The following is a 17,642-nucleotide window of genomic DNA, read 5'->3' as shown; positions in this document are numbered from 1 at the left end:
GAGTGGCTACTTAAGCTTGGCAAGGGGACGAATACCGATAGCACGGCGAGCTTTATCTAACTGCTTACGACTATGACGACGCGCCTTATTTGCCCCCATTTGCAGTATCTCTTCCAATTCCTTTGGATTCGCCATTAGCTCTTCATAACGCGCACGAAATGGCGCAATCTCGTCATTTATTTTATCAAACAAGACTTGCTTGGCATCACCCCAACCAATACCCGCGGCATATTGTGCGCGCATATCAGCAATCTCTGCAGGCGTTGCAAAGGCTTTATAAATCTCGAAGAGAGCTGAGTCGTCAGGGTCCTTTGGCTCATCAGGCAATTGGGAGTTGGTCACGATTTTCATGATGGCTTTATGCATCTGTTTTTCGGAACTGATCTGCGGGTTTGGCTCACCAAATAGCGGTATGGTGTTGCTATAGCTTTTACTCATCTTGCGACCATCAAGCCCTGTTAGCAGCGGAATGTCTTCATCAACGACTGCTGATGGCAGGGTAAAGAGTGTCTTATAACGATGGTTAAAGGTACCGGCAATGTCACGTGCCATCTCTATATGCTGTACTTGATCTCGCCCAACGGGGACGTGAGTGGCGTTAAACATCAAAATATCAGCTGCCATGAGTACAGGATAGCCAAACAGACCCATGGTAATACCCTGATCAGGATCGACGTCGGCTTTTTCTGTATTAATATCGACTGCAGCCTTATAGGCATGGGCGCGGTTCATCAAGCCTTTGGCGCATGAGCAATTTAAGATCCAAGCAAGCTCTGGGATTTCAGGTACATCTGATTGACGATAAAACGTCACGCGCTCAGGGTCAAGACCACAGGCAATCCATGTCGCGGCAATAACTTTGGTCGACTCATGGATGACGGCAGGATCGTAGCAGCCGATAATGCCGTGATAGTCGGCTAAAAAGAAAAATGCTTCGTGCTCACTGTTTTGGATAGATTTAATCGCTGGGCGAATGGCACCGACATAATTACCAAGATGGGGAATGCCCGTTGGTTTAATACCCGTTAGAATACGTTTGGCTTCGGTTGAGGCTTCAGAAGCTTGGTTGTCGGGATTGCTGTTATTACTCATGGAAAATCCGTTATATTGTTTGTCAAATTGTTATAAGCGCATATCATCAGTACGAAATATTAGCCGCAAAGTATAGCAAATTTTATCAGGCGTTTTTTGATAATCAAAACCTACTTGTAAATACCAGTTCGACCGTTAGGGCCGTGTTTAAATCGGCGGTGAAACCACATCCATTGAGTAGGATCAATACGTATAAGGCCTTCCAAGACTTCGTTCACGCGTGTTGCATCGGCCACCTCATCATCACTTGGATAGTTACTCAGCTCTGGTGTGATCGTCAAATGGTAATGAGGACGTTTGCCACGAGGCAAATTGTCTGGCGTTTGTCGATAAGTATGCAGCGCCATAACTGCTGGCGGGTTTTTCTTATTCCCCATTTTAGCCAAGCGCCTAGGTGCTGTAATCGTGGCTGCGGGTACACCAAAGAATGGTGCCATTACTCCTTGCTTAAGACCATAATCTTGATCAGGTGAATACCAAATAACATGTCCAGCTTTAATAGAGGAGACTAAGCTGCGCATATCACGGCTAGAAATTTGCTTACCAAAAATGCGCGTACGACCATTATAGATAAACCAATCAAGAAGTGCGTTGTTTTGTGGGCGGTACATACAGTCAGCGGCGAAAAACTGTGTACATAACAATCCACCCAAATCTAGCATCGTATAATGTGCCCCTAATAAGATAACAGGACGCTTCTCATTCTGTGCGTTCACCAAATGCTGTAGTCCTGAGATAGAAACCGTTCTGGTAAAAACATTTGGCCGGAACCAAGCGCATAAGGTCTCAAATACACCAATACCTTGATTGACGAAGACTTGTTTTGCCATCAACTCACACTCAGCTTTTGGCTTTTCAGGAAAAGCCAGCTTAAGATTAATCAGCGTATCACGTCGGCGCGAACCGGCCACTTTATAAATCAAGATACCGAGCTTACGGCCCAACCAAAACTGCCAACCCAGCGGTAGATAAATCATTGGTAGAAAAACGAATAACAACAGCCAAACTCCCCAATATTTAGGGTGTAAAAACTGCCATTGGAATGGCTTTTTTTCCGCTTGTGCTGTGCTTTTATGCGTTTGCGTAATTGTTGGCATGCCAGCGGGTATAGCTGGCGACTTAGCAGACTGCTGCTTGCTTTGCGGAGGCATGGCAGACTTTACAGGTTTGCTAGGATCGTATCGTTCGGGCGCTTTCATAATGTCCTTTTACAGCACTGTTTATAGCATCTATAGTGACGAGGCTAATGATGAAAAGTTACTATCATGATGGGGTAGCGGTAGCTGGTTTGCAAGTTGGTTTTGACTATAAAAGCAAAGTGTTTAACAGTTTATAAAGCCAGTTTATTAGGTGCACTAGCGTTTAATACCATTAAGCATTAAGCATTAAGCATAAAAAAACCTTACAAGCTGTGACCAGCTTATAAGGTTTTGCAAATCTAGCGTTTTACTTAATGCTATTAGTATAACTCTGAGAAAAAGACAACCATAACAGTAAAACGATAAACAGCTTTTATTAACGCTTCGAGAATTGTGGACGCTTACGTGCTTTACGTAGACCCAATTTCTTACGTTCAACTTGACGTGAATCGCGAGTAACAAAACCAGCTGCTTTTAGCGTAGATTTGTTGGTGTCATCAAGTTCGATTAATGCACGAGTAATACCGTGACGAATAGCACCTGCTTGACCACTAATACCACCACCTTTTACAGTGATATAAAGATCATAGTCGTTAGGAGTATCTAGTAGCTCTAATGGCTGACGAACGACCATACGTGAAGTTTCACGGCTAAAGTACTCATCAAGTGGCTTGCCGTTGACAACGATGCTACCAGTACCTTTTGCTAAAAAGACACGAGCAGTAGACGTCTTGCGGCGACCAGTTCCGTAATTGCGTTCCATAAGTGACTCCTTAGATGTCTAGTTCTTTAGGTTGCTGTGCAGTATGTGGATGTTCAGCACCTGCATATAGCTTTAGCTTTTTAATCATCGCATAGCCAAGAGGACCTTTTGGAAGCATACCCTTAACTGCTTTATGTAGAACATCTTCAGGCTTATGTGCAATCAGCTTTGTGAAGTTGGTTTCTTTAATACCGCCTGGATAACCACTGTGACGATAGTACTTTTTGTCTTGCGCTTTTTTACCCGTTACCGCGATTTTTTCTGCATTGATGACAACGATAAAGTCACCAGTATCTACGTGCGGAGTATAAGAAGTTTTATGCTTGCCACGTAAGCGAGTAGCGATTTGGGTGGCTAAGCGACCAAGGGTTTTGCCGTCAGCATCTACGACATACCAGTCATGGGTCACTTCAGCTGGTTTTGCACTAAGTGTTTTCATGATAAAACCTTAAAATTAGAATTTATTGAGAGTTTAGCTGGGAACGGGGCTCTCAAAAAACAGACTGCATATTATAAGCAGTAGCGCCTACGCTTGCAAGCTGCATTGGGGTTTATTTTCGCCTTATATACATTAAACTGCAGCGTTAGACCAGTTTTTCAGCGGTTTTTAGCATTCATTAATGCAAGTTGCATGATTATGACGACTCTAGTCTATAAAGTCCAGCCACAACTTGTCCCACTTTGGTCTGTTTGATTGTCTCAAACCCGCTTAACCCTTGCGCTATAAAGACTGAGCTTAGAGACTGAGCCAATTCATTTAATTGCTCATTTAAATCTTTATCTGCTTCTAAATAAATAAGCGTCTTTGTCGTGATTAACGACTGTTCGATTAAAGTGGTCAAAATAGGTTGCCATAACTCTTTGGCGTAGGGCGGATCAATAAAAACAATGTCGAACGGATGGTTAAAATGACTGTTTTGAGACAAAACGTGCTCAGCATTGCCATGCAAGATTAGACAGCTGTCAGTGTCGATGTTCAACTGCTGAGAGCTTTTCAGTAGCATTTGGTACTGAGATTGATTGGTTTCGATAAAAGTACAGTGTGCGGCTCCGCGAGATAAGGCTTCAAATCCTAGTACGCCGCTGCCTGCACAGCTATCAAGGACACGTGCGCCATGCATATCGGCAAGCAACCAGTTAAACAGTGTTTCTCGTAAGCGATCTGGCGTCGGTCGTAAGCCATCAGCATCGATAAAATTGATGCTACGACGTTTAAATTGTCCACCAACAATGCGTACCTTGCCCGCAGTGGTTTGTTTTTTATGATTTGTGTCACGCTTTGGGCTGCGCGATGTCGATGTTTTTGTGTTTCTTTTCATAATTGCTATTCTTTATTCGGTCGCTGTAGTAGTTGCTGCCTGCGCTTCTGCTTGTTCTTTTAATGCTAGTTCTTGATCGCGAATGGCATCACGTTTAGCTTTTTCCAACGCCTTTTGATATTTAATAGCTTTTAGCTCATCGGGAGTTGGTGGCGTAATAGGGTCGCTTTTACGCTGTAATACCCAATAATCAAATAACGCGCGTCCAATAGGGGCTGCCACTGCACTACCGCCGCCGCCATTTTCAACCAGTACCGCAAGGGCAATTTGAGGGTCCTCTACAGGCGCAAAACCATTAAACCATGCATGATCCCAATGACGTTTATCTAGTGCCGATTTGTTGTAGCTTTTACCTTGAGCGATAGATTTGACCTGTGCAGTACCTGTCTTGCCAGCGATACGATAGCGCGTGGTATAAATACCACGTGCCGTACCAGCTTTGACGGTATCTTCCATCGCATCATGCATACGTGTCCAATCAGAAGGTTTGCCATTATAGTCAATCTTGCCATCAGGTTTGCTGATGACATCAATTTCTGCCGCACCATCGCTACTTTTTAGCAGATGCGGCGTAATATGATTGCCTTTACTTGCCATCATGGCTGTCGCATTAGCAATCTGTAGCGGCGTGGCCAAAAAATACCCTTGTCCAATACTTACTGAGATGGTCTCGCCCGGTAACCAACCTTTATCATACGTGTCTTCTTTCCATTTTGGTGAAGGCATAATGCCTGATTTTTCATTCGGCAAATCAATACCCGTATCTTTACCAAAACCAAAGCGTATCATCCAGTCATGCAAGCGCTGAATCCCCATCTCATACGCCAGCTTATAATAGTAAGTATCCACTGACATCATAATTGATTTTTTAAGATTCACTGAACCATGGCCACCGCGCTTCCAATCACGAAAACGATGTGAGTCGCCAGGCAAGCTAAAATAGCCTGGATCATAGATAGTCGTCTCCCAGTTTCTCAAGCCATAATGCAGCGCACCTAATCCTTCAAATGGTTTGATGGTAGAGGCTGGTGGATACATACCTTGTAGCGCGCGGTTGTATAGCGGCTGATCGATATCTTCTCTTAATGCATCGTAGTCTTTAAAAGAGATGCCTGAGATAAAAGGGTTGGGGTCATAACTTGGATTACTCACGAACGCTAACACATCCCCGTTCTTTGGGTCTATCGCGACAATAGCACCGCGGCGACCGTCAAGCTGCTGCTGAGCAATCGTTTGTAAACCGTAATCCAAACTTAAGGTGATATCGTTACCAGCGACAGGAGGCTTGGTATCTAATTGGCGTAGAATATTACCATGAACATCCGTCTCCACCGACTGATAACCTGGCTGCCCAAGCAAAATATCTTCGTAATACTGTTCAATACCAATCTTGCCAATCAAATCAGTACCTGCATAGCGATCTTTATCAATACGCTTGGTCTCTTTGTCATTGATGCGGCCAACATAGCCAATAACGTGGGCAAACAGTTCATCGTAGGGATAAGAGCGAGTCAGTTTACTTTGGATAGTAACGCCCCTAAAAAAAGGCTTACGTTCACTAAACTGTGCGACCTGCTTTTCTGTCAAATCAATCTTGATGGTCACAGGATCGTTTTTACTTTTACTCAGTCTTGCCAAGATATCAGTAATATCAGTGTCTGTTAGATCAAAGATAGGCGCAAGCAAGCTTAAGGTACGTTCTGGATCTTCTACCTCATCGGGGCTCAGCATGGCAGTAAATACAGGCTGATTGTCAGCAAGTAATACGCCGTTACGATCATAGATATAACCACGGCTTGGCGGTGCAGATATGAGCTTGATGCGATTATTGTCGGCCTGAGTCTTGTATTTATCATGAGCGTACACTTGCAGATATCCGTAACGCAGTAATAAAACGCCCATACCCAAAAATATGAATAAACCAAGAATAAGAATACGGCGCATAAAAACGCGGTTGACCTGCTCGGTGTCTGGGATAAGCGATTTATTCATGTAAAGTTAGTACCAATGGGCGCAGTGGATAAAGCAAAAATTACTTTGGTAAAGGAATGCTGGGACAAGTCATTTAAGCAAATGCAGACGATAAAAACAATCATTTCAAATACATAGAGTAAATACCCCTATAATAATGAAGCACAGATTTAAAAGCATATTGCCATTATTGCTATGCGACAAATTATAACAGAATGTAATAAATTGCGCTGAACCTGTCAGCTTATTTGTTCATAGATTCTCATATGCTATGAACAGTACTATTCGTAGGTTATCTTATAGGGAAAGTGTTAGGTAACAAATCTAAGTCAGACGCATGATATTGTCATGTATAGTCACAACTTGGCTTAGGTGCATATGTGCTAATGAACGACAAGTATGCTAAAATCAGGCGATTTATTTTGTAGTGTTTATTCATCATTAAGGTGCTGTTTTTATCAGGACCTATAGTCCCTAAGCGTTTTTTAAAAATACCAACAAACGACAATAGATTAACGAGAATCGTTACGTCAGAGGCAGGAAGAGTCATGGTCGCAACCTCAATATGGCAAACGCTCGCCGAGCATCCAGAATTTTTTGCCATGCTGACCATCCCACCAGTGACAGCGTTGGTCACTTGGTTGCATGTATGGATGGCATTAAAAATGCTGTTTCACCCCATTCGGTTTTGGGGTATACGTATACCTAATTTCTCTTTTTTTGGTTTGCCTGGAATTGGCTGGCAAGGTATTGTCCCACGTAAAGCTGGGAAAATCTCTGGAGTGATTGTCGATCAGACACTCTCAAAGCTTGGTTCACTTGAAGAGTTTTTTCAGGCGATGGAGCCTGAGCAGATGGCGGCTTTTATCACTGATACGGTTGATAAAAACCTTGAGCCACTTATTGATGAGATTATGCTTGAGCATTCAGGGGCGTTATGGAGCAGTCTGCCGTATGCATTAAAACGCCGCATCTATACACAAGCGCACCAAGAGCTGCCGGACATCATGCAATCTTTGGTGACTGATCTGACATACCATGTCGAAGATTTGGTCGATATGCGTCAAATGATCGTGAACAAGATGGAAAGCGATCGACGTTTAATGGTAAATATGTTTTTGAGAGTTGGTCAACGCGAAATTAATTTTATTTGGCATATCAGTGCTTTAATCGGATTGGTCTTTGGTATTATCCAAATGTTTATCTTTTTGGTCGTACCACAGCATTGGACAGTGCCATTTTTTGCTGCTATTTGGGGCTTGCTGACGAATTGGATTGCAATTTGGATGGTATTTAACCCAGTAGAGCCTCGCTTTGTTTCTTATATAAAAGTTTTTGAGCGTTGTAATGGTTTTCCTTTTATAAAGCCGACGCTACCGCATATCGCGCAGTTTCGTTTTCAAGGCGGCTTTATGAAGCGCCAAGAAGAAGTATCTGAAGTGTTCGCTGAGATCGTAGTTAACGATCTTGTGACTTTAGAGAATATTATGCATGAGATGATGTATGGAGACCGAGCGGCGCAAACGCGTGAGCTGATGAAGTCGCACCTTTATCAGATATTAGAGTCGCCAGTAGTCAGAACGACTTTACGTATGGGACTGGGTCGCCGTGAGTATGGACAATTAAAAAATACCATTATCAATAAGTCGATCACTGCTACGATGGTGCCACTCCGAGATCCTGAACTCAATGAGAGCCGCGCAAGCAAAATATTTGGTCTGTTTCGTGATCGTATTCGTGCTTTATCGCCTTATGAGTTTCAAAACTTATTACGTCCAGCATTCCGTGAAGATGAGATGACGTTGATCGTGCTTGGTGGTTTGACTGGATTTTTAGCAGGTTGGTTGCATCTTGTTTTAGTGTTTTTCCCAGCTGTGCAATAACCTATGATTTTGATGTAAAAACATTTTGTAATTCTAAATAGTCAATAAATACATATAGAAAATCAGTATTAAGTTAGATAGTCAATTCGAAATTTATCTTTACAAGGGAATTGGAGGCTAATCGTACAGGTGTATGGTTGGCAAAGCTTGCGTTGTTTTGATTTTGACATGAGTAGACTATAGGTGCTTTTCAATGAATAAAAGCCCAATCCGCCACAGTAAACTATGATCGTATTAGGGTAAACAGGGTTAGATTGTATGTTAATCACAGAATTGGGTTATTTTGCCTTACTGGCTGCCTTTGTGTTGGCAATTTTGCAAGTTGTATTGCCAACTATTGGTGTTATGCGTCATCAGATCGCTTGGCAACGTCTTGCGCCAAGTTTGGCTTGGGCACAGTTTGCAGCGATGCTCATATCGTTCGCAGCGCTAATGGCAGGCTTTTATTATAATGATTTTAGCCTAGTCTATGTTGCACAGCACTCTAACACTTTATTGCCTTGGTATTACAAGCTATCGGCAACTTGGGGTGGTCACGAAGGGTCTTTACTGCTGTGGATGACCATCATGGCAACATGGTGTGCGCTTGTGTCTTACTTTAGTCGTGGCTTGCCGTTATCGATGCGAGCACGAGTGTTGGTTATTTTGGCAGCGGTACAGATGATGATGTTAGCGATGCTTATTTTTACCTCATCGCCGTTTAATCGTACTTTGCCAAACATACCTGTTGATGGCGCGGACCTGAATCCGGTACTGCAAGATTTTGGTCTGATTATTCACCCACCTATGCTATACATGGGTTATGTGGGTATGGTTGTACCCTTTGCTTTTTGTATGGCGGCATTGTGGGAGGGGCGTCTGGATGCAGTATGGACGCGCTGGTCACGTCCTTGGGCTTTAGCTGCTTGGGGGTTTTTGACCATCGGTATCGCGTTAGGTTCATGGTGGGCTTATTATGAGCTTGGCTGGGGTGGTTGGTGGTTTTGGGATCCAGTAGAAAACGCCTCACTCATGCCTTGGCTTGCTGGAACGGCATTATTGCATTCGTTGGCAGTGACCGAGAAGCGCGGTGTATTCAAAGCTTGGACAATCATGCTGGCGATTTTCTCGTTTGCATTGAGTTTATTAGGAACGTTTTTGGTACGTTCAGGGGTCATCACTTCGGTACATTCGTTCGCCGCCGATCCCACACGTGGTTTAGTGATTCTAGTGATTCTTGGTATCATCGTTGGCGGTGGTCTATTGATGTTTGCAGTACGAGGTTGGCGCTTGACGGTTGAGAGTCAGTATCAGCTTATCTCGCGTGAGTCATTCTTGGTCATTAACAACGTCATTATTCTGATTGCGACTTTAGTGGTACTGCTTGGTACACTCTATCCAATCATTGCAGATGCTTTTAGTTTAGGTCAAGTATCAGTCGGCCCTCCTTATTTTAATGCATTGTTTGTACCTTTGACTTGGTTATTACTGCTTGCCATGGGTATGGGCTCTAACATCCGCTGGAAAAAGGACAAGCGTCCGCTGCTTGGCGTCGGTATGGTCATCGCAGCCAGTAGTCTCGTGCTAGCTGCGATCATTGCTTATTTTGTCCATCCATCATCTATGCTAAATATTGGTGTGACTTTGGCAGTAAGCTTTTGGGTACTGTTATGGATGATTATCGATTTTAGAGATAAGACTAAAAATGCATCAAGTATGGTCAGTGGACTGCGCCAACTGCGTCTTAGTTATTTGGGACAACAAACTGCTCATATTGGGGTTTTAATCGCAGCGATTGGCGTGGCCTTTACCAGTAGCTTGAGTATTGAGCGCGATGTGGCTCTTGGACCTAATGATGCTGTCCATGTTCAAGGTTATGATTTTACTGTCAAAGACTTTCGTGAAGTAAAAGGAAGTAATTTTGATAGTATTCAAGCACAGGTAGCAGTCACGAAAGATGGGCGCGACGTTACAGTCTTATACCCTGAAAAACGTACCTACATCATTAGTATGATGCCAATGACGGAAGCTGCGATTGATGCGAGTCTCATGCGCGATTTGTATGTCGCGCTTGGCGAGCCGATCGCTGAAGGTAGCAATCAATGGGCAGTGCGTATCTATGTAAAACCCTTGATTCGCTGGATATGGTTAGGGTCGATTATTATGGCTTTAGGAGCGCTGATTAGTATGTTGGATAACCGCTATCGTATTAAGAAAGTCAAAGCGTCACATAAGGTTGCTGATACTGTTAATAGTACAGCCGTACCCGCAACGACGCTTGGGGAGAAATAAGATGAGTCAATCGGATAAAACCCCTAACAACCAGCAGAACAAGGCACAGCATCATAAGACGATGAATAAAAAACAACTCAAAGTATGGTTTTTAGTGCCGCTTATTGTGTTTTTGGGACTAATGGTAATGCTTTATATGCGCTTGGGTAAGCCTACTGATATCGTGGCTAATATGGCTCTTGAGCGACCAGTACCTGCATTTGAGCTACCGTTGTTGTCAGACACTAGCCGTATTATGACCAATGACAATTTGCCCGATAAACCGTTTTTGATGAATATCTGGGGCTCTTGGTGTCCAACTTGTGTTATTGAACATCCGTTTTTGATGGAGCTAGAAGAGCGCGGTGTCAATTTGGTTGGTGTCAATTACAAAGATGATATTGGTGATGCGCTAAGCTATTTGAACCGAGGTGGCGATCCGTTTTCGATGTCCATTCAAGATTTATCAGGTCAGTTTGCACTAGATCTAGGTTTAACTGGAGCTCCTGAAACCTTTATCGTCGATGGCGAGGGTATTATACGTCAGCACATTGTTGGAGAGGTTAACGAGGCCAACTGGCAAGAACGTATCATGCCTTGCTTGATGGTACTTAATGAAGCCAATAAAAATGGCAGCAGCCCAGATCCAAGTCAAGTTGGGGAGGCATGCAAATGAAAGCCGCTCAAATAACAACGGCTATTGTACTAAGGTTAGTAAGCCTTGTATTGGCGTGCCTACTGAGTATGACAGCTTACGCAGCAATCGATGTTTACGACTTTGATTCAGTGCAGCAAGAAGCTCAGTATCGCGGACTGATTGAGGAGCTGCGTTGCCCTAAATGTCAAAACCAAAACCTTGCAGGCTCTGATGCGCCGATTGCACAAGATTTAAAGCAAAAAACTTACGACATGGTTAAGGATGGACGTAGTGACGCAGAGATACGCAGCTATATGCAAGAGCGTTATGGTGATTTTATTACTTACAAGCCGCCTGTCCGCCCATCAACATGGATACTGTGGTTTTTTCCACCGTTATTATTGCTCTTTTTGATTGCCGGCTGGTTTTGGCAGAGTAAACGTCGACAACTGGCGGCTCAAGGCGTTACTAATAAGATAGTTGATAGCCCTGCCGCAGCGTTGACGCCTGCAGAAAAGGCTGAACTGGATCGTCTGTTATCACGTTCAAACAGTAGTGATCACGATGTCACAAGCAAAGAGGACAAAAAATGACCCTATTTTCTACTGCTGGCTTATTTATTGCCCTAAGTTTACTCGTAGCCTTAATTCTTGCAGTCATCGTGATTACACCATGGCTACGTGCCACACGTCTAAAAAACAATCCTGTAGACAATCAATTGTTAGATATCAACGTAACTGTGTTTCGTGAGCGTCTAGCAGAGCTTAAAAGTGATAAAGACAGCGGCACTATTGATGATAGCCATTATCAAAACCAAAAGCTTGAGCTTGAACGTCAGCTATTAGATGCGCAGCGACAAGTGGCACCAATGATAAATCCAGGTGTCAAAAGTCGTTTAATAATTATTGTCTGGGTGCCAGTGATGGCAGCGATGGCATATTTAATGATAAGCGATCGCACTCCAGTGTTTGAGCTATGGCAAGCAGAAGATAAAGTTGGACAGGTAGCCGATGATCTCCTGACAGGTAAGATTGATCAGCCACCAGAGTGGGCTATTGAAGATGGTCGTCAACTGATTACTGCTATGCAGACCAATGTCCATCGTCATGCTGACGATCCTGATCGCTGGATGCGCCTATCAGAGCTGTTTTTATCCCTTGAGGTGACTGACTCTGCATTAGAAGCTTTATCTAGAGCGTATCGTTTATCTCCTGACAATGAAGAGATCGCAACCACTTATGCACAAATTAGCTTTTTTGCTAATGAAGGCCAACTGGATGCAGATAGCCGCCGCGTATTACAAGGTGTGTTGCGTAATAACCCGCAGCATGAAGGCGCGCAAATGCTAATGGCAATGGGTGAAGCACGTGCTAGTAACTTTGAACAAGCACAAGGCTGGATCAAAAGATTACGAGCAAGTATTGCAGCCAAACCAGGCGATCATACCCGAGCGCTGGCAAGTTTGGATGAGTTGAGTGCCAACGTAACAGGGCAGCAGCAGCGAGCCGCTGAAGGGGTTAATGTCAATGTAAGCGTCAATCCTAGCTTATTGCCATTGGTTAAAGGCGATGACGTGTTGTTTGTTGCTATTCGTGATGTCAACGGTGGTCCACCGTTTGCAGCCAAGCGTTTGCCGATTAGTGTGATTAAACAAGGTGAGGCCAATATAAGTTTAAGTGACATTGATGCTATGATACCTGAGCGGACGCTACAATCAGCACGTGCCGCAAAAACCCAACTGGCTGTTATTGCTCGCATTAGTCATAGTGGCAATGCCAGTGCAGAGTCAGGTGATTTGTCAGGTAACCCTGTGGTGATTAGTGCCGATCAAAAACAAGTCAATGTTGAAATTAATCAGCAGATACCATAACTTTAAAAAGCTCAACAATCTAAGCGCTATAGTCGTTGCTATAGCGTGCAATTGCGTTATATGAACAGCTAAGTCATACCTACATACGGTACTAATACCAAAAAAACTTGAGCTTTATAAAGTCACAAGGTAAGGTGTATCTGGCATTCGCGCAATTAACCAATCCCTAACATCCCATCCATCAAGGAGAGACGTATTATGATGCGTATTATTTTGCTAGGTCCACCTGGCGCTGGTAAAGGTACTCAAGCACAGTTTATCTCTAAAGAGTTTGATATTCCGCAAATCTCAACGGGCGATATGCTACGTGCAGCGATTAAAGAAGGCAGCGAGCTTGGTAAGCAAGCTGAAGGCATTATGAATGCAGGTGGTCTGGTTTCTGATGAACTTATCATCAACCTAGTAAAAGAGCGTATCTCTAAACCTGATTGTGCTAATGGCTGTATTCTGGATGGTTTTCCACGTACAATCCCGCAAGCTCAAGCACTTGCAGATGCTGACGTCGCTATCGATCATGTAGTCGAGATTAGTGTGCCTGATGATGAGATCGTAAAGCGTCTATCTGGTCGCCGCCAGCATCCAGGCTCAGGTCGTGTATATCATGTCGATCACAATCCACCGAAGGTCGATGATATCGATGATGTCACTGGCGAACCACTTATCCAGCGCGAAGACGATAAAGAATCTACTATTCGTGAGCGCCTTGCTACATATCATCAGCAGACATCAGCATTGGTTGGCTTTTATCAAGAAAAAGCCAAAGAAGGTGAAAACGCACCTAAGTATGACAAGTTTGATGGTACTCAAGCTATCGATGACGTCAAACAGCAAGTTTTATCGGCGTTAAAAGGGTAATCGTTTTCTCATACCCTTTGGATTAATAAAAACCCTGCTCATTGGCAGGGTTTTTTGATGGCGTCTTATAACCACGTAATACTATAATAATTTATCCATAAAAAAACCGTCTATCATAATGAGGCGACGGTTTTAAAATGAACAACAATATTTATGCGTTACCTTCAGCATCGACCTGCGCTTGCTGTTGGCTTTGCGCGTAGGCTTGATCAAAATTGACTGGAGCAAGCAGTAACTGCGGGAAGCTACCACGAGTAACGATGTCACTAATAACTTCACGCGCATAAGGGAACAAAACATTAGGGCAATAAGCGCCTAGAATCTGTCCAATTTGATCGTCAGGGATATTCTTTAACAAAAAGATGCCAGCCTGATGAACCTCAGCGATAAACGCTGGTTCTTCCGCATTCTTAGCGGTAACGCTTACTGTTAAGATAACTTGGTAGTGATCGTCATCAAGCTTTTCGGCATTACTTGATAGATTGATGTCCAGCTCAGGGTTCCACTCTTTGGTGAATACACTCGCGCCTGGTACTTCAAGCGACATATCTTTTACGTAGATGCGTTCTAGTGCTAATTGCGGTTGTGCTTGTTCTTCAGCCATGTTCATTCCTCGAATAAATAATACAATGTGTCGTTATTGTCTTAATAACATCGTTTTAATAACAACGTACAATATCAAGCTACATTATTACAAGCTGGGGCAAGAATAACAATAGTCTGTCATCTATTGTCTAATACTATAATTAGAATTAGCCAAAGATGATTAATATAGTCGTTATGTCTTCATATAGTACATGTAAGGCAGATTAACCTGCTAATAACTCATCAAGCTTGCCTTGCTGATTCATTTGATTCAATTCATCAAAGCCACCAATAAAAGTATCACCAACAAAGATTTGTGGCACAGTACGATAGTTATTGGTTTTTTGCATCAATGCACGGCGCTCATCACTACTCATATCGTGCATGCCAATTTCTTCATAGTCAACGCCTTTATTCTTTAGTAATTGTTTGGCGTTTGTGCAATAAGGGCAGATAGGCGTTGTATAAACTTTAACTGAAGCAGTCATAAGATATCCTTAATTATTAAATATTATATAAAGTATCTATTGTCTTGGATTAAATAGATTTATGATAAGTGTATATTTGATTGCGCTTACTATAAAGTGGGGATAGGTATGGTAAATTCAAGCCAGCCCGTTATAAAAGGCGATTAAACACTGCAAAGCGCCTATAATCGTTGAATCGGCTTCCATAAAAAAAGACACAACGGGTAGTCATGTCTTTTTATTCATTCTGAGAATAGGCTTACTTATGTAAGCTAGGCTTCGTCTTACCTTTGCCCTTGGGTTTGGCATCTTTTAGTCCTACTAAGGGCATACCCGCTGCTTGCCAGCCGCCCACACCGCCTTCTAAGCGATAGACGCTATCTTTACCAATCATCTGGATAGCCGCACCTGCTTGTACACCCATATCACAAATGATAATCACTGGCTGTTCAATTGCGCGAATCTCATCTAAGTGATCTTTGAGCTCTGTAAAAGGGATATTACGACTGCCTTGGATGTAGCCGGTGGCAAACTTCTTTTTGGCGCGAATATCAATCAGCTGCGCATTTTGAGAGTTGACCATCATACCGAGGGTATTTGGCGACACTTTTTTGCCGCTACGTTTGTTTTCAATGGTAAAAAACAGTACGGCAAGTACGGCTAAGATGCCAAATAAAAACGGGTGGTTGCCCACAAATTCAAGCGCACGATCCAAACCAAACCTCCAAGAAAATAAGTGTTCTATTAAGCTGAGAAGACAGCTTAATGATTTTGAACAAGGCGCTATTATACCGATTAGGTCATCTATAGTAAATGTATGATGAGCAACCTACGTTTTAATAGTGCGGATTTGATAAATAGCGTTATTAATATGGCTTAGTATCAGCCTCTGCTTGCAAGGTCACAAGGTTTTCGACACGACGCTGTAGCACATCACCATCAGCTACCGCTTGCCATAACGCGCAACCTTTGCTGTTATGAGTATGTTTGCAATCACGAAACTTACAGTCACCGGCAAGCGGCGCAAGCTCAATAAAACCTGAAATAATATCGTCAGGATCTAAATGCCAGATACCATATTCGCGAATACCAGGCGTATCGACGATGCCGCCTTGGGCAAGATCGTCTGGATTAAACGGCAATAAACGACTGGTGGTGGTGGTATGCTGGCCAAGTTTTGAGTTTTCAGAAATGATATTAACGCTCTGCGCCGAATCAGGTAGTAAAGCATTAATTAAGCTGCTTTTACCGACGCCAGACTGACCGGCAAAAATAACCAGTTTTTTGTCTATGTAGCGTTTTAGCTCATCAAGTCCCTGCTGCTCATCATTATTGGCAATGTTTTCGGGGCAATCAACTGAAGTCAGCACGCTCTCATAACCAAGAGCCGCGTATTGTGCCAATAGCTCACTGGTATCGATGCCGTTTTCTTGCGCCAGTAGGTCGGCTTTGTTAAGCACTAATAATGGCTTGACGCCAGCGTGATGACAGACGACCAAATAGCGATCGATAAGGGTTGGCGCAGCAGCTGGCAGCGGCGCAAACACAATTGCTAAAATATCGACATTGGCGGCGACAGGTTTGAGCTTATGATAACGATCTGGGCGTGAGACAAGAGAGGTACGCGGTTGTACAGATTCAATACGCCCAAAACCAGTATTGGGGTCTGCCGTCCAGCGTACGTGGTCGCCTGCCGCCAGCATAGGAAGGTTGGTACGCACATGACAGCGCCATATATCGCCCATCTCAAGCGCTTGCCAAAAAGGCTCAGGATCATCGGGTGCAATCTTTGGCTGTACGGGCATGTCTGCTGGCAAGCTTGTGATTTGTACTTCTAGCTGCTTACCATAATGCGCCATGACCACACCATCCATCAAGCTCTCATCGATGCTCTCTTGACTCTCGAGCTGCTGCTTGTCAATGCGACGAATCTGTTGTTTAGTCAGTTTGCGTTGCCGGATTAGTGCCATGGGTTTGTGACCTATTATAAAAATATTGCTAAGTGTAGCGTGAAAATTTGCTAACATACAGCCTAAAGCGTCTATAGCAGATAGGGGTTTTGTAATATTTTGAACTTTTTAGTTTTTTTACACCAACAGACGTGCAGTGATGCTAAACAAACATCATCATCGTTATGTAATTTATACAACGAAACTTACTTAAATATTGTTTCAAACTTTATTGACCATAGGACAGAATATGAGTACCGATGACCATCCCAATAAAATCAAAATTAAAAACCAAGGTAAAAAAGGGTTGGTATGGATTGATTTAGAAATGACTGGGCTCAACACCTTAACTGATGAGATTATCGAGATTGCTACTGTCGTCACTGACGAAGATTTAAACGTCCTTGCAGAAGGGCCAGTGTTTGCGATTAAGGTATCTGATCGGGTATTAAATGGTATGGATGAGTGGAATACCAAACAACATGGACAATCAGGCTTGGTTGATCGTGTACGTCGTAGCAGCGTGACGCTAGCAGAGGCTGAAGCTGAAACCATTAAGTTTTTGAATAAATGGGTCGATAGCGGTAAGTCGCCGATGTGCGGTAACTCAATCTGTCAAGATCGTCGATTTTTGGCGCGGCAAATGCCAGAGCTGGAGCGGTTCTTTCATTATCGCAACCTTGACGTGTCATCGATTAAAGAGCTGTGCTTTCGCTGGCGTCCCGATATCTTAAAAAACTTTGAAAAAGGCGGCAGTCATCTCGCGTTAGATGATATCCGTGACTCTATTCGTGAGCTTAAGCATTATCGTCAGCACTTTTTTAAACTCATGCTTTAATAAGATTGATAAGTTAAGCTCGAT

The 17,642-nt window shown here is 43.3% G+C and carries 17 protein-coding genes; 7 read left to right on the top strand and 10 right to left on the bottom strand.

Annotated elements, in window-relative coordinates; translation table 11 throughout:
• Positions 1–6: 6 nt before the first annotated feature.
• From trpS to mrdA, 6 genes are all read right to left on the bottom strand, one after another.
• A complete protein-coding gene (gene trpS, locus Q0895_RS09780) occupies positions 7–1,092 on the bottom strand; it encodes a tryptophan--tRNA ligase (RefSeq protein ID WP_299188316.1) in 1,086 nt (361 codons plus the stop codon).
• Positions 1,093–1,202: 110 nt separating this feature from the next.
• The gene (locus Q0895_RS09775; protein WP_299188526.1) at positions 1,203–2,243 is read right to left on the bottom strand and encodes a lipid A biosynthesis acyltransferase; all 1,041 of its coding nucleotides are present in this window, start codon (positions 2,241–2,243) and stop codon (positions 1,203–1,205) included.
• Positions 2,244–2,607: 364 nt separating this feature from the next.
• On the bottom strand, positions 2,608–2,994 hold the full coding sequence (gene rpsI / locus Q0895_RS09770) for a 30S ribosomal protein S9 (RefSeq protein WP_299188314.1): 387 nt from the start codon (positions 2,992–2,994) through the stop codon (positions 2,608–2,610).
• Positions 2,995–3,004: 10 nt separating this feature from the next.
• Positions 3,005–3,433, bottom strand: coding sequence for a 50S ribosomal protein L13 (rplM, locus tag Q0895_RS09765; RefSeq protein WP_075103600.1), 429 nt, complete (start codon positions 3,431–3,433; stop codon positions 3,005–3,007).
• Between the two features lie 196 nt (positions 3,434–3,629).
• A complete protein-coding gene (gene rsmD, locus Q0895_RS09760; protein WP_299188309.1) occupies positions 3,630–4,313 on the bottom strand; it encodes a 16S rRNA (guanine(966)-N(2))-methyltransferase RsmD in 684 nt (227 codons plus the stop codon).
• Positions 4,314–4,325: 12 nt separating this feature from the next.
• Entirely contained in the window at positions 4,326–6,305 is a 1,980-nt protein-coding gene (gene mrdA, locus Q0895_RS09755; RefSeq protein ID WP_299188307.1) for a penicillin-binding protein 2, read from the bottom strand.
• A gap of 527 nt (positions 6,306–6,832) precedes the next feature.
• Here mrdA and Q0895_RS09750 point away from each other — a divergent pair.
• From Q0895_RS09750 to adk, 6 genes are all read left to right on the top strand, one after another.
• On the top strand, positions 6,833–8,167 hold the full coding sequence (locus tag Q0895_RS09750) for a hypothetical protein (RefSeq protein WP_299188304.1): 1,335 nt from the start codon (positions 6,833–6,835) through the stop codon (positions 8,165–8,167).
• A 258-nt stretch (positions 8,168–8,425) separates the two neighbouring features.
• Entirely contained in the window at positions 8,426–10,438 is a 2,013-nt protein-coding gene (locus Q0895_RS09745; RefSeq protein WP_299188302.1) for a heme lyase CcmF/NrfE family subunit, read from the top strand.
• A 1-nt stretch (position 10,439) separates the two neighbouring features.
• Positions 10,440–11,093 (top strand): DsbE family thiol:disulfide interchange protein, encoded by a 654-nt coding sequence (locus Q0895_RS09740; RefSeq protein ID WP_299188300.1) that lies wholly within the window; start codon positions 10,440–10,442, stop codon positions 11,091–11,093.
• Positions 11,090–11,647 (top strand): cytochrome c-type biogenesis protein, encoded by a 558-nt coding sequence (locus Q0895_RS09735; RefSeq protein ID WP_299188298.1) that lies wholly within the window; start codon positions 11,090–11,092, stop codon positions 11,645–11,647. Before Q0895_RS09740 ends, Q0895_RS09735 begins: the two co-directional genes overlap by 4 nt.
• On the top strand, positions 11,644–12,924 hold the full coding sequence (ccmI, locus tag Q0895_RS09730) for a c-type cytochrome biogenesis protein CcmI (protein ID WP_299188295.1): 1,281 nt from the start codon (positions 11,644–11,646) through the stop codon (positions 12,922–12,924). Before Q0895_RS09735 ends, ccmI begins: the two co-directional genes overlap by 4 nt.
• Positions 12,925–13,122: 198 nt before the next feature.
• Positions 13,123–13,779 carry an adenylate kinase gene (adk, locus tag Q0895_RS09725; RefSeq protein ID WP_299188291.1) on the top strand — a complete coding sequence of 219 codons (657 nt, stop codon included), beginning with the start codon at positions 13,123–13,125 and terminating at the stop codon, positions 13,777–13,779.
• A gap of 151 nt (positions 13,780–13,930) precedes the next feature.
• Here adk and secB read toward each other — a convergent pair whose 3' ends face one another.
• The 4 genes from secB to rsgA form a co-directional block, all read right to left on the bottom strand.
• Positions 13,931–14,383, bottom strand: a complete 453-nt coding sequence (gene secB, locus Q0895_RS09720) for a protein-export chaperone SecB (protein ID WP_058369127.1) — start codon at positions 14,381–14,383, stop codon at positions 13,931–13,933.
• A gap of 205 nt (positions 14,384–14,588) precedes the next feature.
• A complete protein-coding gene (grxC, locus tag Q0895_RS09715) occupies positions 14,589–14,852 on the bottom strand; it encodes a glutaredoxin 3 (RefSeq protein WP_299188287.1) in 264 nt (87 codons plus the stop codon).
• A 238-nt stretch (positions 14,853–15,090) separates the two neighbouring features.
• Positions 15,091–15,546, bottom strand: coding sequence for a rhodanese-like domain-containing protein (locus Q0895_RS09710; RefSeq protein WP_058369125.1), 456 nt, complete (start codon positions 15,544–15,546; stop codon positions 15,091–15,093).
• Between the two features lie 151 nt (positions 15,547–15,697).
• A complete protein-coding gene (gene rsgA, locus Q0895_RS09705; RefSeq protein ID WP_299188280.1) occupies positions 15,698–16,801 on the bottom strand; it encodes a ribosome small subunit-dependent GTPase A in 1,104 nt (367 codons plus the stop codon).
• Positions 16,802–17,030: 229 nt separating this feature from the next.
• Here rsgA and orn point away from each other — a divergent pair, with 229 nt between their 5' ends.
• Positions 17,031–17,618, top strand: a complete 588-nt coding sequence (gene orn, locus Q0895_RS09700) for an oligoribonuclease (RefSeq protein ID WP_299188277.1) — start codon at positions 17,031–17,033, stop codon at positions 17,616–17,618.
• Positions 17,619–17,642: the final 24 nt, after the last annotated feature.

The organism is uncultured Psychrobacter sp. (assembly GCF_947495825.1).
Classification (GTDB): Bacteria; Pseudomonadota; Gammaproteobacteria; order Pseudomonadales; family Moraxellaceae; genus Psychrobacter.
The sequence above is the reverse complement of the archived record's forward strand: the minus strand, read 5'-3'. Positions and strand labels throughout refer to the sequence as shown.

Excerpts from the sequence above, each read along its gene's own strand:
- ccmI (WP_299188295.1), top strand. The coding sequence starts at position 11,644 with ATGACCCTATTTTCTACTGCTGGCTTATTTATTGCCCTAAGTTTACTC.
- rpsI (WP_299188314.1), bottom strand. The coding sequence starts at position 2,994 with ATGGAACGCAATTACGGAACTGGTCGCCGCAAGACGTCTACTGCTCGT.
- Q0895_RS09740 (WP_299188300.1), top strand. The coding sequence starts at position 10,440 with ATGAGTCAATCGGATAAAACCCCTAACAACCAGCAGAACAAGGCACAG.
- Q0895_RS09775 (WP_299188526.1), bottom strand. The coding sequence starts at position 2,243 with ATGCCTCCGCAAAGCAAGCAGCAGTCTGCTAAGTCGCCAGCTATACCC.
- mrdA (WP_299188307.1), bottom strand. The coding sequence starts at position 6,305 with ATGAATAAATCGCTTATCCCAGACACCGAGCAGGTCAACCGCGTTTTT.
- adk (WP_299188291.1), top strand. The coding sequence starts at position 13,123 with ATGATGCGTATTATTTTGCTAGGTCCACCTGGCGCTGGTAAAGGTACT.
- orn (WP_299188277.1), top strand. The coding sequence starts at position 17,031 with ATGAGTACCGATGACCATCCCAATAAAATCAAAATTAAAAACCAAGGT.
- rsgA (WP_299188280.1), bottom strand. The coding sequence starts at position 16,801 with ATGGCACTAATCCGGCAACGCAAACTGACTAAACAACAGATTCGTCGC.
- Q0895_RS09735 (WP_299188298.1), top strand. The coding sequence starts at position 11,090 with ATGAAAGCCGCTCAAATAACAACGGCTATTGTACTAAGGTTAGTAAGC.
- trpS (WP_299188316.1), bottom strand. The coding sequence starts at position 1,092 with ATGAGTAATAACAGCAATCCCGACAACCAAGCTTCTGAAGCCTCAACC.
- Q0895_RS09750 (WP_299188304.1), top strand. The coding sequence starts at position 6,833 with ATGGTCGCAACCTCAATATGGCAAACGCTCGCCGAGCATCCAGAATTT.
- rplM (WP_075103600.1), bottom strand. The coding sequence starts at position 3,433 with ATGAAAACACTTAGTGCAAAACCAGCTGAAGTGACCCATGACTGGTAT.
- grxC (WP_299188287.1), bottom strand. The coding sequence starts at position 14,852 with ATGACTGCTTCAGTTAAAGTTTATACAACGCCTATCTGCCCTTATTGC.
- Q0895_RS09745 (WP_299188302.1), top strand. The coding sequence starts at position 8,426 with ATGTTAATCACAGAATTGGGTTATTTTGCCTTACTGGCTGCCTTTGTG.
- rsmD (WP_299188309.1), bottom strand. The coding sequence starts at position 4,313 with ATGAAAAGAAACACAAAAACATCGACATCGCGCAGCCCAAAGCGTGAC.
- secB (WP_058369127.1), bottom strand. The coding sequence starts at position 14,383 with ATGGCTGAAGAACAAGCACAACCGCAATTAGCACTAGAACGCATCTAC.